Consider the following 24,513-nt stretch of genomic DNA (forward strand, 5'->3'; position numbering starts at 1 on the left):
GTCGGGTCTTGCGTCCACCGGCTGTCGACCCGTTGCCGCCCCCCTATCCGGAGACCGCCCCCATGCTGCCCTGGCTCAGAAAAGTCGACGACTACTTCCCCCTGCGCTACCTCAGCTGGTGGCTCTGCGGCCTGGGTGCGGTGCTCAGCGCGGTGGGCACCTGGTACTTCTGGCCGGCCTGGCCCTGGTTCATCGTCTTCATGGGCCTGAGCCTGCAGGGCTTTCGCGACGTGCGCCAGACCAGGCGCGCGGTGCTGCGCAACTACCCCGTGATCGGCCACCTGCGCTTCCTGCTGGAATACATCCGGCCGGAGATGCGCCAGTACTTCATCGAGTCCGACAACGAGGCCACGCCCTTCTCGCGCCAGCAGCGGTCCCTGGTCTACCAGCGCGCCAAGGGCGACCCCGACAAGCGCCCCTTCGGCACGCAGAAGGACGTGGGGGCCGCGGGCTACGAATGGATCAACCACTCCATACAGCCCACCCAGCTGCCGGGCCACGACTTCCGCGTCACGATAGGCGGCGAGCGGGCCCAGCCCTACTCGGCCAGCGTGTTCAACATCTCGGCGATGAGCTTCGGCGCGCTGTCGGCCAATGCCATCCTGGCCCTGAACGCCGGGGCCAAGGCCGGCGGCTTCGCCCATGACACCGGCGAGGGCTCGATCAGCCCCTACCACCGCGAGCACGGCGGCGACCTGATCTGGGAGATCGGCTCCGGCTACTTCGGCTGCCGCACGCCCGCCGGGCGCTTCGACCCCGAGAAGTTCGCCCTCAACGCCCGCGACCCCCAGGTCAAGCTCATCGAGATCAAGCTGAGCCAGGGCGCCAAGCCCGGCCACGGCGGCGTGCTGCCCGGGGCCAAGGTGACGCCCGAGATCGCCCTCACCCGCGGCGTGCCGGCGGGCGAGGACTGCAATTCGCCGGCCGCGCATTCGGCCTTCACGACGCCGGTGGAGCTGATGCAGTTCATCGTCGAGCTGCGCCGGCTCTCGGGCGACAAGCCGGTGGGCTTCAAGCTGTGCATCGGCCATCCCTGGGAGTGGTTCGCCCTGGCCAAGGCCATGCAGGAGACGGGCATCCTGCCCGACTTCATCGTGGTCGACGGCGCCGAGGGCGGCACCGGCGCCGCGCCGCTGGAGTTCACCGACCACGTCGGCGCGCCCCTGCAGGAAGGACTGCTGCTGGTGCACAACACGCTGGAGGGGCTGGGCCTGCGCGAGCGCGTGCGCATCGGCTGTGCGGGCAAGGTCGTCAGCGCTTTCGACATCGCCCGCGCCATGGCCCTGGGGGCGGACTGGTGCAACTCGGCACGCGGCTTCATGTTCGCCCTGGGCTGCATCCAGGCCCAGGCCTGCCACACGGGGCGCTGCCCCACCGGCGTCACCACCCAGGACCCGCTGCGCCAGCAGGCCCTGGTGGTGCCTGACAAGGCCGAGCGCGTCTACCGATTCCACCGCAACACCCTGCATGCGCTGCAGGAGCTGGTGCAGGCGGCCGGGCTGCTGCATCCCGGCGAGATCAGCGCCAATCACATCGTGCACCGGGTCAGCCCGCACGAGGTGCGCCTGCTGACCAATCTGCTGCCCTTCGTGCGCCCCGGCGCGCTGCTGGAGGGAGAGCTGCCCGGCGCGGTCTTCAAGACGTACTGGCCCATGGCCAGCGCACACAGCTTCGAGCCGGTGCGAGCCCTGCGCCGGGGTTTCCTGGCCGTCTGAGGCGGGCGGCGCCGGCTTTTTGCGCCGCTCTTTTGATCTCGGGCAGAGCCCGGCCTGAGCCCCGTGCCTGCGGGGTGGTCAAGACCCCCTGCTGGGGGAGAATGCGCGGCTTGTAAGCAAATGCACGCATGTCTTCGGTCTTCCTGCTCCGCCACAGCCAACGTTCCCTGAACCGGGCGGTCGGAGACTTGGCGGACAGCGGCTGGCACTGCCTTGGGGCGAGTCAGCACTGGCAGGAGGCGGCGGCCAGCCTGCGTCACGCGATGCCGGCCTATCTGGTCAGCGACGTGCACCTCAGCGACGGCCATGCGAGCTGCCTGCTGCAACACCTGGACACGCTGCCGCCGGCGCTGGCGCGCCCTCGCGTGCTGCTGATCAGCGATGCCGTCGACGAGATGACCCTGTTCCGCACGCTCAGCTGCGGGGCTCATGCCTACCACCTGGACCAGCCGCGCGGCCCCGGCCTGCAGGACAGCCTGCGGGCGCTGGCGCAGGGCCGGGCCCAGATGTCCCCGGCCATCGCGCGCCAGGCCTTGCAGAGCTTCGGCGCCATGCGCCGCCAGGCCAGCGAGGCGCGCCGCATCGAGGCCGGCCATGACCGCCAGCCCCTCGCGGCGCTGAGTCTGATCAGCCGGGCGGAGCAGGCCCTGCTGAGCCTGCTCTCGCATGGCTGGCTGGTGCCGGAGATCGCCGAGGCCTGGTATGTGCTGCAGGACGAGGTGGAGCGACGCATCGCCCGCCTGTACCGCAAGCTGCACGGGCTGTGCCCGCCGGCCCATGCGGGAGGCATGGCCGGGCTGCAGCTGATCGCCGCCTGATCAGGCCGCCGGCGGGGCGGTGTCGACGAAGCTCTGGCGCGTGGCCAGCTTGGCCAGGTGGCGGGCCAGATTGGGGTATTCCTCGCGCCAGGCGATGGCGGGGAAGCGGAAGTCCAGGTAGGCCAGGGCGCAGCCGGTGGCGATGTCGGCCAGGCTGAAGTGATTGCCCGAGCACCAGGGCTTCTCGCCCAGGCCCAGGCTCATGGCCTTCAGCGCGGCCTGCACCTTCTCCAGCTGGCGCTCCACCCAGGCGGCGCTGCGCTGGGCTTCGCTGCGGCCGGTCCAGGTCTGTTCCAGGCGGGCCAGGATGGCGGCATCCAGCAGGCCGTCGGCCAGGGCTTCCCAGGTGCGCACCTCGGTGCGCTCGCGGCCCCGCTCGGGGATCAGCTTGCCCACGGGGGACAGGGTGTCCACGTACTCCACGATCACGCGGGAGTCGAAGACCGCACCGCTGATCGAGTCCTGGCCTTCCATGACCAGGCAAGGCACTTTGCCCAGCGGGTTCATCTTCATGATGGCATCGGAGGCCCAGACGTCTTCCAGCACGAACTGGTAGTCGAGCTTCTTTTCCGCCATCACGATGCGGACCTTGCGGACGTAGGGACTGGTAAGGGAACCGATGAGTTTCATGTGTGGGCAGGGGACGCGTGTCCTCGTTTCGGCCGGATTCTAGGGGCAGAGCCCGGCGTCTCAGCTGACAGCGGGGGCGCAATCCGGGCCTCGCATGGGGGATTGCTGAAGGGGAGGAAAGCACGGCTTGCCAGCGAGGCCCGGCGCCTCGACACTCCCGCCCGGGTCGCCGGGCCCGGGGCGATGCATCGTTCCGGGGCACGCAGGCGCCCGGCATTTCTACAACATTTCCGAGCCCAGGGAGGGCCTCCATGGAAGAACACGACAAGGCTGCGCCAGCAGCCGGGGCGTCCGTCGCCCTTGAATCGACGATCGCGCAGCCCACCGAGCGGCCTCTTGAACCCTCCGTTGCACGACCCCCGGAACCGCGGCGCCTGAGCCTGCAGTTCACCGGTTCTGGCAGCGAGTATTTCCGGATCTGGATCGTCAACCTGCTGCTGAGTCTGGTGACGCTGGGGCTCTACCTGCCGCATGCCAAGGCCCGGCGCCTGCGCTATTTCTATGCCAACACCCTGGTCGACGGCGAGGCCCTGGCCTTCCATGGCGACCCCTGGCGCATGTTCCGCGGCTTCGTGCTGCTGGCCGTGCTGATGGGCTGCTACGCTGTCGCCGGGCAGATGTCGCCGACCAGCGGCTTCATCGCCTTCCTGGTGCTGTGCGCGGTCTGGCCGGCCCTGTGGCAGTCCAGCCTGAGCTTCCGGCTGAGCAACACCAGCTGGCGCGGCCTGCGCTTTCGATTCCTGGGCAGCAAGAAGGACGCCTACCTGACGCTGCTGCCGACCTACGTGCCCACCATCGCCCTGGTGGGCGTGCAGGCCTTCTTTGCCAAGGACCTCGTGGCGAGCGACGGCAAGCCGGAGGGGCCTGCCCTGGCGTGGATGGGCACCATCGTGCTGGTCTGGTACCTGCTGACCCCCTGGATGCTGTGGTCCCTCAAGCGCTACCAGCATGGGGCCTATGCCTTTGCGAGCCAGCGCACGCGCATGCCGGTGGGCCTGGGCACCTTCTACCTGATGGCGCTGAAGGCCCTGGGCGTGCTGCTGCTGGCTCTGGTGGCCATCGTCGGGATGATCTTCCTCGGCGGCTGGTTGTCCAAGGGCAACATGACGTGGTTGATCGGCAGTGTCATGCTGGGCTACCTGATCTTCTTCGTGATCACCGCGCCCTACTTCACCGCCCGGGTCCAGAACCTCGTCTGGGGCCATACCGAGGCCCAGGCCCTGCGCTTCGACAGTCAGCTGAGCTTTGGCTCCCTGGCCCTGCTGACCCTGAAGAACTGGCTGCTGACGGCCGTGACGCTGGGCCTGTACCGGCCCTTCGCGGCCGTGCGCACGGCGAAGCTGCGCCTGGAGTCCCTGAGCATCCACTGCAGTGAAGACCCTGCCGAATGGATGCAGGCCGCCATGCAGGTCGACAAGGACGCGGCAGGCGAGGCCGCCGGTGACTTCTTCGGCATCGATGTCGGGTTGTGAGGCCATGAGTGCGCAGTCCCTGACGGATCCGGGGGCGGCCTCGACGCTCGCGGTCAGCCATTTCGACGGCCGCCAGGCCCGGGCCCGTGAGGCCAGGGTCTGGATCGCGGGCCAGCGCCTCATGCTGGACTCCGAAGGCCGGCAGGAGCACTACGAGCTGGCACAGGTGCGCTGGTCCGAGCTGAGCCGTCATGGCCAGCGCCAGGCTCAGCTGCCTGACGGCGGCCTGCTGCGGGCCCAGGATGCCGCGGCCTGGGACGCCTGGGCTGCCGAGGCCGGGCTGGGGCGCCCCCTGGTGGCGCGCTGGGCCCAGAGCTGGCGCTGGACCGCGGTGGCCCTGCTGGGTCTGGTCGCGGTGGTGCTCGCCCTGTGGCGCTGGGGTGCGCCGCTGGCCGGGCAGGGCACGGCGCTGCTGCTGCCCCAGTCCTCCGAGCAGGCGCTGGGCGACAAGATCCTGGCGGGACTGGACGAACAGTGGCTCAAGCCCAGCAGCCTCGATGCGGCCGAGCAGGCGCGCTGGCGCCGGCACCTGGAGCAGCTCCTGCGCGGCGGCGGCGCCCTGCCGGAGCATCGACTGGTCTTCCGCGCCGTGGACAAGTCCATCGGCCCCAACGCCTTTGCGCTGCCCGGGGGCACCGTGGTCATCACCGATGCACTGCTGGAGACGCTGAAGGACGATGACAGCGCCCTGCTGGGCGTGATCGGCCATGAGCTGGGCCATGTGCGGCACCGCCACGCCCTGCGCCTGGTGGTGCAGGGCGGCGTGGTGGCCGGTGTCTTCGGCCTGGTGGTGGGAGACTTCTCCAGCCTGCTGGCCCTGGCGCCGAGCGTGCTGGCCCAGCAGGCCTATTCGCGCGACTTCGAACGCGAGGCCGACCGCGAGGCCCTGGCCCTGCTGCAGGCCACCGGACGGGACGGCAGCGGCATGCTGCGCTTCTTCGACCAGCTCGAGGCCCTGCACAAGGGGCGGGACCTCGCCGGGGACCTGGGCCTGCTGTCCAGCCATCCCGCCGACGCCGAGCGCCGCCGCTTCTTCACGCCTCGCTGATTCCGCCTGGAGACCGCCACGCCATGAGCCCCCGCCTGCCCGCCATCACCCTGCGCCACGTCCGCGAGGACGACATGCCCCTGCTGATCCGGGCGGCGACCGACCCGGCCTGGCGCGGCGCCTTCGCGCCGGGGCGCGTCACCGCGCCGGCCACGCTGTGGCAGCGCTTCCGGGACAACGGCTTTTCCAGCGAGGACATGGAACGGCTGATGATCGTCAACGAGGAGGACCGCGTGGTGGGTCATGTGGTGCACTTCCTGGCGCACCGCTATTCCACGGCCCGCGAGATCGGTTGGTCGGTCTACGACCCGGCCGACCGCGGCAAGGGCTATGGCTCGGCCGCGGCGCGCGCCCTGGTGGACTACCTCTTCCGCAGCCTGCCCCTGCACCGCCTGTGCTGCAGCCTCTCGCCCGACAACGTGGCCTCGGCCCGGGTCGCGCAGAAGGCCGGCTTCCATTGCGAGGGCCTGATGCGGGGCGTGGTGTTCGCCGGCGGCGAGTACCTGGACGGCGAGTTCTACGGCATGACGCGCGAGGACTGGCGTCTGGCAGGCGTCGGCTCATCACTAGAATAAAAGTTCTAGACAGTATGTTCTAGAAAATCTATGCTGTCGGCATGAAGACAGCGTCCCCCCCTCCTTCCACGCCCAAGCCGACCCCGGCCGAGCTGGACCTGCTGCGCGTGCTGTGGCGCATCGGCGCGGCCGATGCCCGCCAGGTGCACGAAGCCCTGCTCCCCGAGCGCCCCGAGGCCAGCTATGCCACCGTGCTGCGCCAGCTGCAGCTGATGCACGCCAAGGGCCTGGTCGAGCGTGATGAATCCTGCCGCCCCCACCAGTACGCCGCCGCGCAGGCGCAGCAGACCCTGCAGACCCGCCTGCTCAAGGACCTCATCGCCAAGGCCTTCGCCGGCTCGGGCAAGGCCCTGGTCATGGCTGCGCTGAAAGGCCATGTGAGCCGCAAGGAGCGTGACGAGATCCGCCGCCTGCTCCAGGACAAGGCGCAGGGGGGCGCGGAATGAGCGAGCTCCTGGACCTTCTTGACACGCTCCCCTGGCTGCCCGCCCTGGGCTGGGCCCTGCTGAACTTCGTCTGGCAGGGCGCGCTGATCGGCGTGCTGATCGCCGGGGCCCTGCGCCTGCTGGCCCAGGCGCCCGCGCGGCACCGCTACCTGGTCTGCGGCCTCGGCCTGCTGTGGTGCCTGGCCCTGCCCCTGAGCGCCTGCCTGCAGGCCTGGGTGGCCGGGCCTGGCGAACTGGAGCAGGCGCTGGAGTTCAGCAGCGAGCTGCTGTGGATGCAGGCCCTCACCGAGCTGATGCCGCAGGTGGTGCTGGTCTGGATCCTCGGCGTGGGGCTGATGAGCCTGCGCCTGGCCGGTGGCCTGTGGTGGGTGCGCGGCCTGCGTCGCGCGGCCACGCCGGCGCCCGCTGAATGGCAGCTGCGCCTGGAGCTGCTGGCCCGCCGCCTGGGGCTCAGGCGGCCGGTGCGGCTGCTGCTGTCGGAGGCCGTCAGCGGCCCGGTGGCCCTGGGCCTGCTGCGGCCCCTGGTGATCCTGCCCTGCAGCCTGCTGAGCCAGATGCCCCCGGCCCTGGTGGAGGCCCTGCTGGCCCACGAGCTGGCCCATGTGCGGCGCTGGGACTACGGCATCAACCTGCTGCAGAGCCTGGCCGAGGCGCTGCTCTTCTTCCACCCGGTGGTGTGGTGGCTGTCCGAGCGCATGCGCGCCGAGCGCGAGCAGGTGGCCGACGCCCTGGCGGCCCAGGCCCTCGCCCAGCCGCGGGACCTGGCCCGCGCCCTGCAGCAGCTGAGCGAATGGCAGCCGCCCGTCCTGCCCCTGGTGCAGGCGGCCCGTGGCCGGCACGGTGGCCTGCTGCTGCAGCGCGTGCGCGGCCTGCTGCAGCCCGGCGAGCGCCTGATGCCGGCCTGGAAGCTGGCCCTGCCCGCCTTGCTGCTGGCCCTGGGCGGCCTGCTGGCCCAGGCGCAGGCCAAGGTCAATGCCGGCAGCGAGGCCGGCACAGAGGCCGCCGTGCTGGCGGCCCTGCCGCCGCCCGCCGCCTCCGAGCCGGAGCCCGCGGGGCCCGCCGCCTCGGCGGTGGCGGCGCAGGCCGTGCTGCAGGCCGCGTCTTCCGCGCCTGTGCAGCCCACGGCCGTGCTGGCCGCACCCGCCCGGCCCACGACCTCCGGCTGGCGCCTGCCCGTCAACGCCCGGCATGCCGTGGTGATCGAGGAAGGCAGCGGTCGCGTGCTGATGGCCAAGGATGCTGACGAGCCGGTGCCCATCGCCTCGCTGACCAAGCTGGTGACGGCCATGGTGGTGCTGGATGCGCGCCAGGACCCGCAGGAGCAGTTGCGCATTGCCGATGAAGACGTGGACCGCCTCAAGCACAGCGCCTCGCACCTCAAGGTGGGCAGCCGCCTGCCGCGCGAGGCCGCGCTGAAGCTGGCGCTGCTGTCCTCGGAGAACCGCGCAGCCTCGGCGCTGGCCCGGGCCTATCCGGGCGGCCTGGAGGCCTTCCGCCTGGCGGTGCGGCGCAAGCTGCAGGGCCTGGGCCTGCAGCGCACCGTGATCCAGGAGCCCACCGGTCTGTCGCCGGAGAACGTCTCCACCGCCAGCGAGATGGCACGCATCGCCGCCGCGGCCAGTCGCTACAGCGAGATCAACGCCATCACCAGTGCGTCCAAGGCCCGGGTCCCGGTCAATGGCCAGGCCCGCGAGTTCCACAACACCAACCGCCTGGTGGGCCGCAAGGGCTGGGACATCCTGCTGTCCAAGACCGGCTACACCGAGGAGGCGGGCCGCTGCCTGACCATGCGCATGAAGGAGGCGGGCAAGGCCGTCACCGTCGTGCTGCTGGACGCCGACGGCTCGGCCCAGCGCCTCAAGGACGCCGCGGCCATCCGCCGCTCGCTGGGTCGCTGAGCCGCTGAGCCGCTGAGCCGCTGAGCCGCTGAGCCGCAACTGGCGCGGGCCCCGTTGTGTGGCCCGCGCCTCCTCCACCCACTTCCGCAGTACCCGCGCAGCCCGGCCCGGCAGGCCCGGGCTGGGCTGCTGCATGCCGCTTCGATCGCTGCACTGGAGTTCCATGTCCCCGCTCTTCCGTCTCTTCCTGATGGTCTGCTGTCTGCTGCCGCTGAGCTGGCCGCCAGAGGTCGGTGCCCAGGCCACACCCACCGCCTATGCCCTGGACCGCACCGAGGTCCACCGTCTGCACTCGCGCCTGCTGCAGCGGGACTATGAGCTCTACATCGGCCTGCCGCCCGAGAGCGAGGCCGGCGCCCGCCTGCCGCTGCTCTTCGTCACCGACGCGCCGGTGGCCTTCCCGGTGATCCGCGCGATGAGCCGGCGCCTGGGCCACGAGGGGCCGCAGTCCCAGCAGATGGTGCTGGTGGGCCTGTCCTATGCCCTGGGCGACAGCGCCACGGTGAGCCGCAACCGCGACTACACGCCCAGCCAGCGCGCCTCCAAGGCCGAGGACAGCAGCACCCGCTACGGCGAGGCCGAGGCCTATGTGCGCTTCATCCGCGAGGAGGTGCTGCCCTATCTCGCCATCCATGTGCCGCAGGCCGACCCCTCACGGCGCTACTTCGCCGGCCATTCCTACGGCAGCCTGTTCGGTGCGCATGTGCTGCTGCATCACACGGACCTGTTCCAGCGCTACATCCTCAGCAGCCCGTCGCTGTGGTACGACCAGGAGCGCGTGCTGCGCGAGGCGGCGCAGCTGGCCGCGAAGCGCCAGCCGCTGAAGGCCCAGGTGCTGCTGCTGGCCGGCGCCAAGGAGCAGGCGGCGCCGGGCCGGCGCCCGCGGCCGGGGCGGGAGGCCGATGGCGACATCGTCGGCCATGTGCGCCGCTTCGAGCGCCTGCTGGCGCAGCTGCCCGGCGTGCAGGTGCAGAGCCAGATCATCCCGGACGAGGACCACCTCTCCGCCTTCCCCAGCGCCATGGTGCGCGGCCTGCGCTGGGCCCTGCCGCGGCACTGAGGCGCCTCAGCGCAGCAGCTGGTGCACGGCCGCATCGCCATACAGCGATTCGTAGTGCAGCGTGATGGACAGGCGCTTGAGCAGGGTCTCCAGCGCGTCCGGCTTCAGTGTGCAACCCGGCCCCGCCGAGGACAGCACCATCTGCCGCTGGTTGACGCGGTAGAAGTGCACCAGCGAGCCCGAGCCCATGCAGGCCGGGTCCAGCCCCAGGGCGCGGGCGGCAGCGGCCGTGCTGGGCTGGGGCTTGCCGTCCACCTGGATGTCGGCCCGCGTCACCCGCGCCGGACCCAGGCCGCTGTTCTGCACCAGCAGCGTCCAGCTGCCGTCGAGCTCGGTGTTGAGTTCGGTGTCCAGGATGGGTTGCACCATCAGCCGGTTGTGCTTCTGGATGGCATAGCCCTGCCACAGCGTGGCGGCCAGGGCGCAGACGGACACCACCATGGTCCGGGTGCGGATGGCGGTGATCGTGGCCCAGCGGCGGCCTTTGGGCGGGGCGGTGGGGGCGGTGGCTTCGGTCATGGAGGCGGAGGCATCGTTGGGAGGGAGATTCTGCCGTGCCGGGGACGCGGCCCCGGGGCTCGTTCCGACGCTGGCGCGAAGGCACGGATCCCCCCAGAGGTGGTGGTCCGCGAGCCGCTGGCGCGGCGCCCGCTTCGGCGACACTCCCGCCCGGCCCCGGCCCCGGCCCCGGCCCCGGCCCCGGCCCCGGCGCCCCGACCGATCGACGACTCCGCACCACCCGGCATGAACGACACCGCCCAACGCTTTCTCGACGCCTACGCCCGTGGGGAGATGCCGCCGGGCGGCTGGCTCTTCCCCACTGCCCTGCAGCAGTCCCGGCTCGACCATTCCGAGGACAGCCTGGCCCGGCTGGATCACCTGATGGACGCCATCCTCAAGAAGGTCCGGCCGACCCGCGAGCAGCTGTTCGACAGCGAGCCGGGCCGCAACTTCTGCGCGCTGATCGCCTTCTACCTGGTCGAGCAGGCGCGCCGCCGCACCGGCGCCTACATCGAATGGTTCCCGCGCGAGGCCGCGCCGCAGGTGCTGGCCGACGGACAGACGCTGCCCGACGAGCCCTTCGCCCGCCTCTTCGCGCGGGCGCCGGACCAGGACGTGGTCTTCTTCCCGCTGGGCTGGGTGGAGTCCCGCCTGATGGGCCAGGAGACCCCGATGCCCGCGGCGGACTACCTGGACCGCTCGGTCGCGCGCATCGAGCGCGCCGGGCCGGTGCACTGGTGGGAGGGCATGCAGGCCGTCGGCGAGCTGGCGGCCTGGCAGATGATCATGGCCAAGGGCGGGGCCGTGCTGCCGACGCTGCTGAGCGCCGCCAAGCCGCGGACCTTCATCGCGATGGGCATGCCGGGCCTGTCGGGCAGCCTGGACGACAGCGTGCAGCAGGGCGCGGAGCAGCTCCGCAGCAATCCTGACGGCGCGCGCTGGCAGGTGCTGTCCTACGACGGCTGGCTCGACGGACCGAACGGCCAGCAAGATGCCGTGATGCTGGTGCTGCAGACCTATGGCGAGTCGCCCTTGGCCCTCAAGATGGCCTTCCCCTACCAGCCTGCGACGGCCGGCCGGCAGCTGCGGATCCTGACGCCCGTCATCCAGGGCGCCAACCAGCCGACTGCCACGCTGGAATCGCTGCAGGGCGCGCTGTGGCGGGGCGTCTACGCCATGCAGTGGCCCGACGGCGACAGCTGGGACCAGCATCGCGAGGAGGGCGCCCGCGCCAGGCCGGCATCGCCGCCCTCAGCGCCGGGGCCTGTGCCCGCCGCGCCCGAACCGGCCGATCCGGCGGAACTGGCGCGGATCCTTGACAAGCTCCGCGCCAGCTTCGCGCTGCGCCAGCAGCGCATGAGCGATCTCAGCCTGGCCTCGGTGCTGGCGCCCAAGCCCGACTGGATGGGGCCTTCGGACGGCCTGAACGAGGTTGTCGTCCGGCAGCGCCTGCTGCTGACCGAAGGCGAGGTCGTCTGGGGCGCGCTGGTGATGGCCAACAAGCTGCTGTTCGAGCCGGGCACCGAGGACCTGCCCGCTCTGCTGGTGCATTCGCCGGACCGCCATTTCGATGCGCGACCCGAGGCGCTGCGGGAGGTCGGTCAGGCGCTTTTCGCGCTGAAGGACACGGTGCCTGCCGATCCCGAGCTGGCCCGACTGGCGGCCCTGATCACGGGCGAGACCGAGCGCTCCCTGGGCCTGGCGCTGCCTCCGGTGCTCTGCAGCCGGCCGGTGCGCGCCGGGGTGTTCATGGCGTACCGCCGGCACGTGCCCACGGGCGTCCTGCGCGGCGGGCTCTTCCCTGTGCTGACCCACCCCTCGACGCCGGCGGTGATGATGCTGCCCTTCGAGTTCTGGCCCATCGAGCTGATCATCCTGTGGAAGGAAGGGCGGCTGTAGCGCCGGCCCCGCCCGGATCGGCCTGATGGATCTGATCCGTCGCTGGCTCAGCCGATGAGCCAGCGGCCGCCCTCGCCGAATCGCGGTCTCAAGCCGCCGGCTTGGGCCGGTGCGCCGCGTCGGGCTTCTCGATCCAGGCGCGCAGCTCGGCGCTGCGGGCATGCTGCGGGGCCAGCTCCACAAAGCTCTTGTAGGCGGCCAGGGCCGCGGCCTCGTCGCCGGCCTGCAGCTGGGCATCGCCCAGGTTCAGCCAGGCCAGCGCGCGGCTGCCGTCCATCTCGATGGCCTTCTGGTACCAGCGCGCCGCCTCCACGGGCTTGCCGCGCTTGTAGTAGATGAAGCCCAGGTTGTTGGCTGCCAGCGCGAAGCGGGGCTGCAGCTTGAGGGCCTCGGTGAAGGCGGCCTCGGCCTCTTCGTAGCGGCGCTCCTTGTAGAGCTGCAGGCCGCGGTCGTTGGCCCGCTGTGCCGCCACGCGGGCGCCCGGGTCCACCTTGGCGGTGGGCGCAGCAATGGCGACCTCCTTGCCGTCCAGACCCTGCAGCTTGACCTGCACGGCCTTGGCGCTGGGCGCCTGCGCGGCGGTCTTGGCCTCGTCCAGGCGCTTGGCCAGGGCCGAGGCCTGGGCGTCGAGCTGGCCGCTGTCCCCGCTGAGCGCCTGCTCGGGCGCGGCCGCCAGCTCGAAGACGAACTCACCGCCCTCCGAGCCCGGCAGGCTGCCGAAGGCCGGCGTCTGGTGGGCCACGGCGGACACGGCCGGCGCCACGTAGGCGGCCAGCTCGGTGGCGGTGATGAGGCCGTCGCCGTTGAGGTCGGCCTTGCCGGCGAGGGCCTGCAGCAGGGTCCAGGTGAAGACCGAGTGGCCGCCGGGGCCGTCGTCGGCCACCTGCTGGTCGGTGCCGCCGGCCGTCATCATCTGGCGGCCCAGGCGGCGGGCGTTGTCGCGGATGAAGTTGTTGCTGTTCGAGGCGCCGCCGCCGCGCGTCAGGCCCAGGCCCGAGTAGCAGGCGTCGATCACGAACAGCGCATGCTTGGCCGGCAGCGCCTCGCCCAGCTCCTGCAGCTGGGGCATGGCGATGGCGTCGGTCTGCAGGTCGTCCAGCCCGGCGTCGACCGGGATCACATAGCCCACCTCGCGCCCGCTGGGCAGCTTGCGCGTGCTGCCATGGCCGGCGAAGAAGACGAAGACGCGGTCGTCGCGCTTGAGCTCCTTGCCCGAGAGCTTGTTCAGCGCGCGCAGGATGTTGGCCCGCGTGGCCTCGCCGTCCAGCAGGAGCTTGACGTTCTCGGCGCGGAAGCCGAAGCGGGTCTGCAGCGTCTCCTGCATGGCGCGCGCGTCGCGGCCGGCGTGCTGCAGGCGCGGCCAGCGCTGGTACTGGTCGATGCCGATGATCAGCGCATGGCTGTCGCGGTAGAGCGCGGCGCCGCTGAGCTGGGTGTCGCCCGTCTCGATGGGCTTGCGGTCGGCGCTGAGGAACTGACCGTCCTTCCAGCTGGCGAACTTGTAGCCCTCGGCCACCAGCTGGTCCAGCACCAGGGGCAGGGCCTGGACGGTGCGGGCATGGATGTCGTGGAAGAGGATGATGCCCCGCTGCTGCTTCTGCACCTCGCCGATCACGCGGGCGGCGATGGACTTCGGGATGGGGTCGGACCAGTCCAGCGAATCGATGTTCCACATCATCGAGCGCAGCTTCAGGGCCTCGATGGTGTCCAGCGCCTGGTCGTTGCGCGCGCCGTAGGGAAAGCGGAAGAGCGCCTGGCCGCTGCGGCCGGCCTTGTCCAGCAGGGCCTCGGTGTGCGCGGCCTCGTCACGCACCTGCTCCTGCGCGAACTTGGACATCAGCCCGTGGGTGAAGCTGTGGTTGGCCAGCTGGTGGCCGGCGGCGAGCACGCGCTTCGCGACGTCGCTGCCGGGGCCGGGCTTCACCTGGCCCTGGGCGTCGACGCTGCCGAGGTTCTGCCCCAGCTCGAAAAAAATCGCGGGCGCCTGGTAGCGCTGCAGGATCTCCAGGATCTCGTCGGTGTAGCGGCCGTGCGGGCCGTCGTCGAAGCTGAGCAGCACCGTCTTCTCGGGCAGCTGCTGGCCAAAGAGTTCGCGCTCGCCCTTGGCCGCGCTGGGCCTGGCCTGCACCGAGGGCAGGATGGTGGCGTAGTCCTTGAGGATCTGCTCGCGGCTGTAGATCGTCTTGAGCTTGGCGACGTAGTCCGTCCACTTCTCGCGCTTGAGCTCGATGCCGCGCTGGGCGAAGCGGCCGAAGGTGTCACGCAGCTCGCGCTCGTAGGCCTGCTCCACCTCGGCCAGCACGACCAGGTCTTCCTGCGCGCGCTTGGCCAGCTTCAGCCCGGCGATGCTCTGGCTCGCGCCCAGGCGCTGCTGCAGCTGCAGCAGCAGGTCCTTGAAGGCCAGGCGGTCGGCGTCGAACCAGCTGGGTTCGCCCTCGATGCGGTCCAGCAGCTGCGCGAGGCCGTCCAGCGAGGCGTCCTTGGCGAAGGCCTGCTCCACCAGGGCGCGCTGGCCCTTCTGCAGGTCGTGGAAGAGCATCAGGCCCACGCTGGAGACGGCCTCGCGCTCGGCGGGCTTGAGCGCGGCCTCGCCCTCCATCAGCACGACCATCTGACGGTGCAGGGCCAGCAGGGCGTCGGCCTTGGCCGTGAGGCTGGGCGCGGTCTGCGCGGCGGAAGCCGCAGCGGACGCGGACAGCGCCGGGCCGGCGTTCGGGGTGCCGGGGCGCTGGCAGGCGCTCAGCGTGAGGCCCGCGGTCAGCAGCAGGCCGGCGAGCAGGCTCAGGCGCCAGGGGGTGGTGACGGACGACAAATCGGACTCCCTCTTCATGATGCAGGCGGCCCGAAGCGATGCCGGGCGCGGCCCGGATTGTGACCCGGCGCGAAGCCCGTCCTGCCCAGGCGCGACGCACGCCACGGACGCCTGCATGAGCGCAACGCTAAAATCCGCGGGTTTGCCCTCGCTCTTTTCCGGCTTCGCGGCCGGCTCCCGCCATGAACCTCTCCGCCCTCACCGCCCTGTCTCCCCTGGACGGCCGCTATGCCTCGCGCATGGGCAGCCTGCGCCCGCTGCTGTCCGAGTTCGGCCTGATGCACCGCCGTGTGCAGGTCGAGGTCGAGTGGTTCATCGCCCTGTCCGATGCCGGTTTTGACGAGTTCAAGCCCCTGTCCGCCGGCGCCCGCGAGCTGCTGCGCGCCCTGGTGACGAACTTCGGCGAGGCCGATGCCCAGGCCATCAAGGACATCGAGAAGACCACCAACCACGACGTCAAGGCCGTCGAGTACTGGATCAAGTCCCGCTTCGAGAGCCACGCGGAGCTGAAGGCCGCCGGCGAGTTCGTGCACTTCGCCTGCACCAGCGAGGACATCAACAACACCAGCCACGGCCTGATGCTCAAGGCCGCCCGCCAGGACGTGATCCTGCCCACGCTGGACCGCATCATCGACAAGCTCACCGGCATGGCCCACACCCTGGCCGCCGTGCCCATGCTCTCGCGCACGCACGGCCAGACCGCCAGCCCGACCACCGTGGGCAAGGAGATCGCCAACGTCGTGGCCCGACTGCGCAATGCGCGCACCCGCATCGCCGACGTCAAGCTGCTGGCCAAGATGAACGGCGCCGTGGGCAACTACAACGCCCACCTCAGCGCCTGGCCCGCCTTCGACTGGGAGGCCTTCAGCCAGCGCGTGATCGAGCAGCAGCTGGGCCTCACCTTCAACCCCTACACCATCCAGATCGAGCCGCACGACTACATGGCCGAGCTGTTCGATGCCGTGACCCGCGCCAACACCATCCTGATCGACTGGTCGCGCGACGTCTGGGGCTACGTCTCCCTGGGCTACTTCAAGCAGCGCACCAAGGCCGGCGAGATCGGGTCCTCGACCATGCCGCACAAGGTCAACCCCATCGACTTCGAGAACGCCGAGGGCAATTTCGGCTTGGCCAACGCCGTGCTGACCCACCTGAGCCAGAAGCTGCCCATCAGCCGCTGGCAGCGCGACCTGACCGACTCCACCGTGCTGCGCAATATGGGCGTGGGCCTGGGCTACGCGCTGCTGGGCTACGACTCCCTGCTCAAGGGCCTGGACAAGCTGGAGATCAATGAGGCCGCGCTGGCCGCCGACCTCGACGCCGCCTGGGAAGTGCTGGCCGAGCCCATCCAGACCGTGATGCGCCGCTACGCTCTGCCCAACCCCTACGAGCGCCTGAAGGAGCTGACCCGCGGCAAGGCCATCACCCGCGAGTCCATCCAGGACTTCATCCGCGGCCTGGAGCTGCCCGAGGCCGAGAAGGCCCGCCTGCTCGAACTGACGCCGGGCGGCTACACCGGCACGGCCGAGTCCCTGGCCCGCCGCATCTGAGTCTGGACGGGGCTGCGCTGAAGTCCGCTTCATGAGCCGCCCCGCCGCCGAGAACGCCCGCTTCGCCACCCTGCGCCGCATCCCCGGCGCCATCTGGGTGCTGGGCTTCGTGAGCCTGCTGATGGACATCTCCTCGGAGATGATCCACAGCCTGCTGCCTCTGTTCATGGTGGGCAGCCTGGGGATGAGCGCCACGGCCGTGGGCCTGATCGAGGGGGCGGCCGAGGCCACGGCGCTGATCGTCAAGATCTTCTCCGGCATGCTCAGCGACCACTGGGGCCGTCGCAAGCCCCTGGCTCTGCTGGGCTACGGCCTGGGCGCGCTCAGCAAGCCGCTGTTCGCGCTGGCCCCGGGCGCCGGCCTGCTGGTCACCGCGCGGCTCAGCGACCGCATCGGCAAGGGCCTGCGCGGCGCCCCGCGCGATGCGCTGGTGGCCGACCTCGCGCCGCCCGCGCTGCGTGGTGCGGCCTTCGGCCTGCGCCAGTCGCTGGACACCGTTGGCGCCTTCCTCGGCCCCCTGCTGGCTGCGGCACTGATGCTGCTGTGGGCGGGCGATTTCCGCGCCGTGTTCTGGGTCGCCTGCCTGCCGGCCGTGGCCTGCGTGCTGCTGCTGGCGGTGGGCGTGCGGGAGCCGGCACCGCCGCCGGCCGCTCCTCGGCCCAATCCCCTGAGCCGCGCACAGCTGGCGCAACTGGGGGCCGCGTTCTGGTGGGTGGCGGGCCTGGGCGCGCTCTTCACGCTGGCCCGTTTCAGCGAGGCCTTCCTGGTCCTGCGCGCCCAGCAGCAGGGCATCCCCCTGGCCCTGGTGCCCCTGGTGATGGTGGCCATGAACGTGGTCTATGCCGCCTGCGCCTACCCCTTCGGCAAGCTGGCCGACCGCCTGCCGGCGACGCAGCTGCTGGCCTGGAGCCTGCTCGTGCTGCTGGCCTCGCAGGCCCTGCTGGGCAGGGCCCAGGGCTGGCCCTGGGTGCTGGGCGGCGTGGCCCTGTGGGGCGTGCACCTGGGCATGAGCCAGGGCCTGCTGGCCGCCCTGGTGGCCGAGGTGGCGCCGGCCTCGCTGCGCGGCACGGCCTATGGCTTCTTCAACCTCTTCTGCGGCCTGGCCATGCTGGTGTCGGGCGGCCTGGCCGGCTGGCTGTGGGATGGCCTGGGCCCGGGCAGCACCTTCGCGATGGGCGGGCTGTGCAGCCTGCTGGCGCTGGCGGCGCTGCGCCTGCGGCCTCGTGCCTGAGCCCTCAGCGCACCACGCCTTCCGCGAACCACTGGCCCCAGACGGCCTCCTGCAGGCGCTCGTCCGTGCGGCCGGGCAGGCGCGCCAGGGCGGCCTGCAGCGGGGCCTCGTCATTGCCGGCGCGGAAGAGCACGTGGTCGATGGGCCCGGCCTGCATCGCATACCAGGCGCCCAGCGTGCCCTCGTCGACCAGGGCCTGCAGCGCGGCATCGAGCTGCTGGCGTTCCTCGGGGCGCAGCGCCGCGGCGCCGGACAGCATCACGATGCGGTTCTCGACGATCTTCTTCAGGTTCAGGCCGGTGGTGTTCAGTGCCTTCTTCACCACGCAGGGCTGGGCGTTGAGCGTCATGTGGCCCAGGGCCACGTACTCGTCCTCGGTGAAGTAGGCGCGCAGCGCGTCCAGGTCGGGCGCGCGCACCACCACGATGCCGCGCTTGAGCTGGGACGGGTCGCGCATGGGGCCGGCCGCGAAGAGCTTGCCCGCCGCGAAGAGGCGCTCGAAATTGGCGATGTGGCCCTTCTGCATGGCCATGACCCGCTCCTTGTCCGGCGGGGTGGGCACGCCGCGCTCCAGGAAGACGAACCAGTCGCGGCCGGGCACGGGCACCGGCGTGGGCGCCTCGTCCGCAAGGGCCGGGGGCAGGGCCATCGCGGCAGTGAAGGCAGTCAGGCCGGCGGCTTTCAGCGCGGTGCGTCTTTGCATGGCGAGCTCCTGGAGGCGGGATGGGGGGAGCATAGCCGCGGCTTCAACGCCCCGGGGGCATCTGCTGCGGCCAGCGGATCAGCAGGCGGGCGCCGCCCAGCTCGGGCGCTCGCTGCATCAGGGCCTCGCCGCCATGGCTCTCGGCCACATGCCGCACGATGGCCAGGCCCAGGCCGAAGCCGCGCGAGCGGCGGTGGCGCTCCAGGCGCTTGAACGGCGTGAAGACCAGCTCGCGCAGGGCCTCGGGCACGCCCTCGCCGTCGTCGTCGATGGCCAGCCAGACCTGCTCCTGGTCCAGCCAGGCCTGCAGGCAGATGCGCGAGCGGGCATGGCGGGCCGCGTTGCGCAGGCCGTTGCGCAGGGCATAGGGCAGGATCTGGGCGTCGAAGGGCAGGGCGGTGTCAGGCAGCTTGAGGGCCAGGCTGAGGTCCTTGCCGTCCAGCAGGGGACGCAGGCTGTCGGACTCCTGCATCAGCAGCTCGGTGAGGTCCCCCGGCTCGGGCTTGGCACTGAGGGCGCCGGTGTCCAGACGGGCGAGCATGAGGCTGGCGTCGATCAGGCCCTCGAGTTCCTCGATGTCGCGCTCGCAGGCCTGGACCTGGGCTTCGCGCCGGGCCGCGTCGTCCTCGTCGATCAGGGCGTCGATGGCGAAGCGCAGGCGCGCCAGCGGCGTGCGCAGCTCATGCGAGACCGCACCGGTCAGCTCGCGCTGGCTGGCCAGGGCCGAGGCCAGACGCTGCAGCGTGGAGCGGATGGCATGGGCCAGCGGCGCGAAGAGGCGGCTGCGCGGGCGCGGTAGGGGGGTGTCGAAGTGGCCGGCGCTGATCTGGTCGGCCGCGGCCTGCAGCTCGCGCAGGTCCCGCCAGGCCGGGCGCAGCAGCCACCAGGCCAGGCCCATCACCGCGACGGACAGGGCCAGGCCCGTGAGCAACTGAAGCCACAGCTCGCGCGGCAGCTGCCAGGACTCCCCCGGCTGCCAGTCGGCATTGAGCGGGCCCAGCTGCAGCACGGCATCGCCCTTGGGATCCAGCCGCGCATAGACCCGCCGGTTGAGGCCCGCCACCACCAGCTCGCCGCGCAGCAGCTGCTCCTGGCGCGCGCCGCTGAGGTCCTGCATGCGCACCAGGCTGACGGGATAGGCGAAGGTCTGGTCCAGCTGGCGGATGCGGGCCTCGCGGGCCTTGTGGTCCAGGGGGCGCAGCTCATTGACCAGCACGTCCACCGTGCCGCGCATGAAGCGCTTGACGTAGTCCGCCGTGAAATGGTCGACGGCCACCGCCACGAGGCCCTGGGCCATCAGCATCAGCGTCAGCACCGCCAGGCCCAGGCCCAGCGCGATGCGTGCCAGGGGCGAGGGCTTGAAACCGAGTCGTGGCAGTCGAAGCATTCGAATTGAGTGAACAGGCGGGTGAGTCGCTCAGGTCAGCCCAGCGGCGCCCGAGGATCCGGCTTTGCCGGTCCTACGGGCGCGCCCCCTTGAGGGGGCCGGCGAAGCCGGTAGGGGGTGGGTGGATCACGGGACAAAGAGATAGCCCTGGCCGCGGACCGTCTTGATGCGCTCCGGCGCATGCGCATCGTCGCCCAGCTTGCGGCGCAGGCGCGAGACGCGGGCGTCGATGGCGCGGTCCAGGCCGTCGAACTCCAGGCCGCGCAGGCCTTGCATGATGTCCTCGCGCGAGACGACCTGGCCCGCACGGCGCGCCAGGAAGAGCAGCAGCTCGTACTCGGCCGTGGTCAGCTCCACGGCCTCGCCCTGCACGCGCAGTTCGCGCGCGGCCGGGCGGATCTGCACGGGGCCGAAGTCCATCTCGTCTCCCGCCTCGGCCGGGCCGGCCTCGCTGGGCGCGGCCGGCGCGTCGCGGCGCAGCAGGGCCTTGAGCCGCGCCAGCAGCACGCGGGGGGCGACGGGCTTGGTGATGTAGTCGTCGGCCCCGCCTTCCAGGCCCAGGACCTGGTCGATGTCGTCGTCGCGGGCGGTCAGCATGACGATGCGGCCCTTGAAGTCGCGGCGCACGTCGCGCAGCACATCGAAGCCGTCCTTGCCGGGCAGGTGGCCGTCCAGCAGCACGACGTCGTAGGCTTCGGCGCGCAGCCGCGCTTCGCCCTCTGCGCCGTCGCCACAGCAGTCGACGGCATAGCCGGCCTTGCGCAGCGCCTCGGCCACCAGCGCGGCCAGGCGGTCGTCGTCTTCCACGAGGAGGATGCGTGCGGGGTCCATGGGGCCGCAGTGTACGGAACAGCGCCCGTCCGCAGGGGTGACGATGGGCATGGGCCACCCCGGTCTCCCACAATCCGGGCACTGCCGACCCGGCAGGTCCAGGGAGGATGAAGGGTATGAAGCAAAAGCTTCAAGGGCTGGTCTGGCTGGGGCTGGCGCTGGCAGGTGCCGCACAAGCCGATCCATGCCGCTCGCAGCTGCCCCGCTCGCTGCAGGCCAGCGTGGCTGCGCAGGCGCCGCAGTACCGTTTGCCGTCTGCCGGGGACTATCCCGATGCAAAGGATGCCTGCCCCGGGGTGCTCAGGGGCCGATGGGGCGGGAAGACCGCCGTGGCCGTGGTCCTCCCAAGCCGCGACGGGGCCGCCATGGAGCTGGTGCTGGCGCAGCCGCATGCGTCCTCCTGGCAGCTGGAGGTGCTGCTGCGGCCGTCCCGCGGGGACCGCCTGCCCGTGCTGAGCACGGCACCCGCAGGACGCTATCTGCGCACGCCAGCCCTGGGTGAGGGAATGGAGCCCGGCGAGCAGAGTCCCCTGGCCTGTGCGGCCGACGGCCTGCGCCTGGAAAGTCCGGAATCAGCCGCCGCCGTGTTCTGCCCCACGTCCGCCGGATGGCGGCATGTCTGGGTGAGCGACTGAAGCGTCGGGGCCGCCCTCAGCTGCCCTCGCCGGCATTCAGGCCGTACTTGCGGATCTTGTCCGCCAGCGTGGTCTTGGGCGTGCGCAGGGCCTGGGCGCTGCGTGCGATGTTGCCGCCGTGGCGCTGCAGGGCCTCGCGGATGAGGCGCTTCTCGAAGTCCTCCACCGTCTCGGCCAGCGAGAGGGCCTGGGGCGCCGGCGCGTCCGCGTTGGCCTCGTTCTGCACGTCGCCCAGCACATCGCTGCGCACGCCCAGCACCAGGCAGTCGGCCACATTGCGCAGCTCGCGCACATTGCCGGGCCAGTGGTGGGCGGTGAGGGTGCGCAGCTGGGTGACGCTGACCGTGGGCACGGCCAGGCCGTAGCGGCTGGCCGCCAGCAGCAGGAAGTGCTCCAGCAGCAGGGGGATGTCCTCGCGCCGCTCGCGCAGGGGCGGGAGGTCGATGGTCACCACGTTGAGGCGGTAGTAGAGGTCGCTGCGGAAGCTGCCCTGGCGGGACTTCTCCAGCAGGTCGTCCTTGCTCGCGGCCACCACGCGGCAGTCCACGGGCAGGGGCTGGTTGGAGCCCAGGCGCTCGATCTGGCGCTCCTGCAGCACGCGCAGCAGCTTGATCTGCGCGGCCATGGGCATGCTCTCGACCTCATCCAGGAACAGGGTGCCGCCGCTGGCATGCTCGATCTTGCCGATGCGCCGCTTCTGCGCGCCGGTGAAGGCGCCGGGCTCGTGGCCGAAGAGCTCGCTGTCCAGCAGGGTCTCGGGCAGGCCGCCGCAGTTGAGGGCCACGAAGGGGCCGCCGCGGCGCGCGGAGAGCTCGTGCAGGGCCTGGGCGACCAGCTCCTTGCCGGTGCCGGTCTCGCCCCGGATCAGCACGTCCACCCGCGACTCCGCCACGCGGGCCACCAGCTGGCGCACGGCCTCGATCTGTGGCGAGCGCCCCACCAGCTGGCCGGCCACGCCGTCGCGCCGGGCCAGGGCCTCGCGCAGCTGGGCGACCTCCAGCGTCAGGCGGCGCTTGTCCAGGGCGCGTCGCACCACCTCGACCAGGTGCTCGGGCGAGAAGGGCTTGGGGATGAAGTCATAGGCGCCGGCCCGCATGGCCTCCACCGCCAGGCTGACGTCGCCATGGCCGGTGATCATGATGACGGGCAGGGCGGCGTCCATGTCCTGGCAGTGGCGGACGAGGCTCAGGCCGTCGGCGCCGGGCAGGCGCATGTCCGTGACGACCACGCCGGCAAAGCCTGCGTGCAGCAGGGGCCGGGCCTCCTCGACCGAGGCCACGGCGCGGGCCGCCAGCCCCGCCAGCTGCAGGGCCTGGACGCAGCCCAGCTGCATGTGCAGATCGTCCTCGACCAGCAGGACGGACAGCTCGGGGTGGGGCGGCAGGCTCATGAGGGCATTGTCAGGCCTGGGCGGCGGCCTGCGGGGTGTCGTCGGCGGGCAGGTGCAGGATGAACTCCGCGCCGCCCTGCGGGTGGTTGCGCGCCTCCAGCTCGCCGCCGCCCTCGCGGGCGATGTCGCGGGAGATGGCCAGCCCGAGGCCCAGCCCCACGCCCTGCTCCTTGGTGGTGAAGAAGGGCTCGAACAGGCGGCGCAGGGCCTCGTCGCCGAGGCCAGGACCGCTGTCCCGCACCAGCAGCAAGACCTGACCCCCGCCCTGCATCGCCTGCACCTGGATCACGCGGTCCTCCTGGCCCTGCACGGCGTCCAGGGCATTGCCGATGAGGTTCAGCAGCACCTGCTCCAGGCGGTTGGGATCGAAGAAGGCGAAGGCCTGGCCAGGCTCCAGCTCGCGCTCCAGGCTGACCTGCTGCTGGCGGATGCGCTGGTCGTGCAGGAACAGGGCGTTGCCCAGGGCCTGGCCCACGTCACAGCGCTGCGGGCGCGCCTGGCTCTTGCGGGCGAAGCCCTTGAGCGGCTGGATGATCTGGCCCATCTGGTCGGCCAGGCGCGTGAGGATCTCGAGATTGCCCTGCACCGAGCGCAGGTCCTCGCGGCGCATGAACTCCAGCGCATTCCCCGCCAGGGTGCGGATGGCACCCAGCGGCTGGGCCAGCTCGTGCGTGATGCCCGTGGCCAGTTGCCCCAGCGCGGCCATCTTGCCGGCGTGCACCAGCTCGTCCTGCGCGCGGCGCAGGGTGGCCTCGGCCTGCTGGCGCTCGGTCACCTCCTGGGCGAGCTGGGCATTGGCCTCGGACAGGGCCTGCGTGCGCCGCGCCACCTGATCCTCCAGCTCGGCATGGGCTTCCAGCTTCTGGCGCAGGATGCGGCGGCGCTGCAGCAGGATCAGGGCGCTCAGCAGCACCACGCCCAGGCCCAGGCTCGCCAGCAGGCCATGGGTGCTGGCCTGCTGGCGCACGGGGCGCAGGTCGCTGAACATCATCAGCCGCCAGTCCATGCCGTTGAGCGTGCGGCCCATCACCAGCATGGCGCGGCTGGCCAGCCGCGGTGCGGAAGCGGCCGCGCCCAGGCCGTTGGGCAGCACCCCCTCGATCACCTGGCTGTCCTCGTCCACCCGCAGGTCCACCTGCAGCGGGAAGCGCGGCAGGGGCTGGGCGGCGTAGAGGCGAGAGAGCTGCAGGTCCACGCGCTGGTCCACGCTCAGCTCGGCCAGGCTGGTGTAGCGCCAGGCGGGCTCGGAGGAGAGGATGACCACCTGGTTGGAATCCGCCAGCAGGGCCGGCGAGCCCAGGGTGGCCCAGGCCTCGTTGATGGGGTCCAGCTTGATCTTGATGGCCGCCACGCCCACCACGCGGGCGCCGTCGTGAATCGGGTGCGAGACGTAGTAGCCCGGGCGCCCGTCCCGCGTGCCGATGGCGAAGTGGCGCCCCACGCGGCCGGCCAGGGCCTCGAGGAAATAGGGGCGGAAGGAGAGGTCCTCGCCCCGCAGGCCCGGCTCGCTGGAGGCCAGCACCTGGCCCTGCTGGTTCTGGACGAAGAGCTCCAGGCTGCCCAGGTGGGCGTTGAGACGGCGCAGGTACAGGGCGGCCGCCTCGATGCGTGCGGGCGACTGCGGCTCGCGCAGCAGGGCCAGCACTTCCGGGCTCAGCTGCAGCGTGGCGGGGATGGACTCCTGGCGCTTGATCACCCCCTCCGCCGCGGCGGCGAAGAGTTCCAGCTGGTGGTTGGACTCGCGCCGCAGCACTTCCGTGCCCTGACGCAGGCTGGCGGTGTAGGCCAGCCAGCCCGCGCCGCCGACCAGCAGCGCCGCGGCCAGGGAGCCAAGCAGGATGCGCAGACCTCTTTTCAAGCGAACACCAGCATGCTCAATACCCTGGCTTGGACGGGGCGGAGCCACCGAAGG

The 24,513-nt window shown here is 71.4% G+C and carries 20 protein-coding genes; 12 read left to right on the forward strand and 8 right to left on the reverse strand.

What is annotated here, in order from left to right:
* The first annotated feature begins 62 nt into the window (after window positions 1-62).
* Complete coding sequence (locus tag ABDJ40_RS17265) at window positions 63-1,715, forward strand: FMN-binding glutamate synthase family protein (protein ID WP_347611609.1); 1,653 nt, start codon at window positions 63-65, stop codon at window positions 1,713-1,715.
* A gap of 128 nt (window positions 1,716-1,843) precedes the next feature.
* A complete protein-coding gene (locus tag ABDJ40_RS17270; RefSeq protein WP_347611610.1) occupies window positions 1,844-2,533 on the forward strand; it encodes a response regulator in 690 nt (229 codons plus the stop codon).
* Here the strand turns inward: ABDJ40_RS17270 and ABDJ40_RS17275 are convergent, their stop codons facing one another.
* Window positions 2,534-3,163 carry a glutathione S-transferase family protein gene (locus ABDJ40_RS17275; RefSeq protein ID WP_347611611.1) on the reverse strand — a complete coding sequence of 210 codons (630 nt, stop codon included), beginning with the start codon at window positions 3,161-3,163 and terminating at the stop codon, window positions 2,534-2,536. It abuts the gene before it with no gap.
* Window positions 3,164-3,414: 251 nt separating this feature from the next.
* On the opposite strand from ABDJ40_RS17275, the gene ABDJ40_RS17280 reads away from it, so the two are divergent.
* From ABDJ40_RS17280 to ABDJ40_RS17305, 6 genes are all read left to right on the forward strand, one after another.
* Window positions 3,415-4,635 (forward strand): YjgN family protein, encoded by a 1,221-nt coding sequence (locus ABDJ40_RS17280; RefSeq protein ID WP_347611612.1) that lies wholly within the window; start codon window positions 3,415-3,417, stop codon window positions 4,633-4,635.
* Window positions 4,636-4,639: 4 nt separating this feature from the next.
* Window positions 4,640-5,683 (forward strand): M48 family metallopeptidase, encoded by a 1,044-nt coding sequence (locus ABDJ40_RS17285; protein WP_347611613.1) that lies wholly within the window; start codon window positions 4,640-4,642, stop codon window positions 5,681-5,683.
* A 23-nt stretch (window positions 5,684-5,706) separates the two neighbouring features.
* The gene (locus ABDJ40_RS17290; RefSeq protein WP_347611614.1) at window positions 5,707-6,258 is read left to right on the forward strand and encodes a GNAT family N-acetyltransferase; all 552 of its coding nucleotides are present in this window, start codon (window positions 5,707-5,709) and stop codon (window positions 6,256-6,258) included.
* 41 nt (window positions 6,259-6,299) lie between these two features.
* Window positions 6,300-6,704 (forward strand): BlaI/MecI/CopY family transcriptional regulator, encoded by a 405-nt coding sequence (locus tag ABDJ40_RS17295; protein ID WP_347611615.1) that lies wholly within the window; start codon window positions 6,300-6,302, stop codon window positions 6,702-6,704.
* Window positions 6,701-8,602 (forward strand): M56 family metallopeptidase, encoded by a 1,902-nt coding sequence (locus ABDJ40_RS17300; protein WP_347611616.1) that lies wholly within the window; start codon window positions 6,701-6,703, stop codon window positions 8,600-8,602. Before ABDJ40_RS17295 ends, ABDJ40_RS17300 begins: the two co-directional genes overlap by 4 nt.
* A gap of 163 nt (window positions 8,603-8,765) precedes the next feature.
* Window positions 8,766-9,662, forward strand: a complete 897-nt coding sequence (locus ABDJ40_RS17305) for an alpha/beta hydrolase (protein ID WP_347611617.1) — start codon at window positions 8,766-8,768, stop codon at window positions 9,660-9,662.
* Between the two features lie 6 nt (window positions 9,663-9,668).
* On the opposite strand, the gene ABDJ40_RS17310 is transcribed toward ABDJ40_RS17305, so the two are convergent.
* Window positions 9,669-10,181 carry a hypothetical protein gene (locus ABDJ40_RS17310; RefSeq protein ID WP_347611618.1) on the reverse strand — a complete coding sequence of 171 codons (513 nt, stop codon included), beginning with the start codon at window positions 10,179-10,181 and terminating at the stop codon, window positions 9,669-9,671.
* A 225-nt stretch (window positions 10,182-10,406) separates the two neighbouring features.
* On the opposite strand from ABDJ40_RS17310, the gene ABDJ40_RS17315 reads away from it, so the two are divergent.
* Complete coding sequence (locus tag ABDJ40_RS17315; protein ID WP_347611619.1) at window positions 10,407-12,062, forward strand: hypothetical protein; 1,656 nt, start codon at window positions 10,407-10,409, stop codon at window positions 12,060-12,062.
* 88 nt (window positions 12,063-12,150) lie between these two features.
* Here ABDJ40_RS17315 and ABDJ40_RS17320 read toward each other — a convergent pair whose 3' ends face one another.
* Complete coding sequence (locus ABDJ40_RS17320; protein WP_347611620.1) at window positions 12,151-14,874, reverse strand: polysaccharide deacetylase family protein; 2,724 nt, start codon at window positions 14,872-14,874, stop codon at window positions 12,151-12,153.
* 182 nt (window positions 14,875-15,056) lie between these two features.
* On the opposite strand from ABDJ40_RS17320, the gene purB reads away from it, so the two are divergent.
* Both purB and ABDJ40_RS17330 read left to right on the forward strand, forming a co-directional pair.
* Window positions 15,057-16,424: an adenylosuccinate lyase gene (gene purB, locus ABDJ40_RS17325; protein WP_347611621.1), complete on the forward strand. Its 1,368-nt coding sequence runs from the start codon at window positions 15,057-15,059 to the stop codon at window positions 16,422-16,424.
* A gap of 31 nt (window positions 16,425-16,455) precedes the next feature.
* Window positions 16,456-17,655: an MFS transporter gene (locus tag ABDJ40_RS17330; RefSeq protein ID WP_347611622.1), complete on the forward strand. Its 1,200-nt coding sequence runs from the start codon at window positions 16,456-16,458 to the stop codon at window positions 17,653-17,655.
* A 4-nt stretch (window positions 17,656-17,659) separates the two neighbouring features.
* Here ABDJ40_RS17330 and ABDJ40_RS17335 read toward each other — a convergent pair whose 3' ends face one another.
* The 3 genes from ABDJ40_RS17335 to ABDJ40_RS17345 form a co-directional block, all read right to left on the reverse strand.
* Window positions 17,660-18,358, reverse strand: a complete 699-nt coding sequence (locus ABDJ40_RS17335; RefSeq protein WP_347611623.1) for a YciI family protein — start codon at window positions 18,356-18,358, stop codon at window positions 17,660-17,662.
* Between the two features lie 43 nt (window positions 18,359-18,401).
* Complete coding sequence (locus tag ABDJ40_RS17340; RefSeq protein WP_347611624.1) at window positions 18,402-19,745, reverse strand: ATP-binding protein; 1,344 nt, start codon at window positions 19,743-19,745, stop codon at window positions 18,402-18,404.
* Window positions 19,746-19,871: 126 nt separating this feature from the next.
* Window positions 19,872-20,576 (reverse strand): winged helix-turn-helix domain-containing protein, encoded by a 705-nt coding sequence (locus ABDJ40_RS17345; RefSeq protein ID WP_347611625.1) that lies wholly within the window; start codon window positions 20,574-20,576, stop codon window positions 19,872-19,874.
* 116 nt (window positions 20,577-20,692) lie between these two features.
* Between ABDJ40_RS17345 and ABDJ40_RS17350 the strand changes: the two genes are divergently transcribed.
* On the forward strand, window positions 20,693-21,211 hold the full coding sequence (locus ABDJ40_RS17350; protein ID WP_347611626.1) for a hypothetical protein: 519 nt from the start codon (window positions 20,693-20,695) through the stop codon (window positions 21,209-21,211).
* 16 nt (window positions 21,212-21,227) lie between these two features.
* Here ABDJ40_RS17350 and ABDJ40_RS17355 read toward each other — a convergent pair whose 3' ends face one another.
* Together ABDJ40_RS17355 and ABDJ40_RS17360 are read right to left on the reverse strand one after the other, a co-directional pair.
* On the reverse strand, window positions 21,228-22,601 hold the full coding sequence (locus ABDJ40_RS17355) for a sigma-54-dependent transcriptional regulator (RefSeq protein WP_347611627.1): 1,374 nt from the start codon (window positions 22,599-22,601) through the stop codon (window positions 21,228-21,230).
* Window positions 22,602-22,611: 10 nt separating this feature from the next.
* Window positions 22,612-24,459, reverse strand: a complete 1,848-nt coding sequence (locus ABDJ40_RS17360) for a sensor histidine kinase (RefSeq protein WP_347611628.1) — start codon at window positions 24,457-24,459, stop codon at window positions 22,612-22,614.
* Window positions 24,460-24,513: the final 54 nt, after the last annotated feature.

It is taken from the genome of Roseateles flavus, from assembly GCF_039872765.1.
Classification (GTDB): Bacteria; Pseudomonadota; Gammaproteobacteria; order Burkholderiales; family Burkholderiaceae_C; genus Roseateles_B; species Roseateles_B flavus.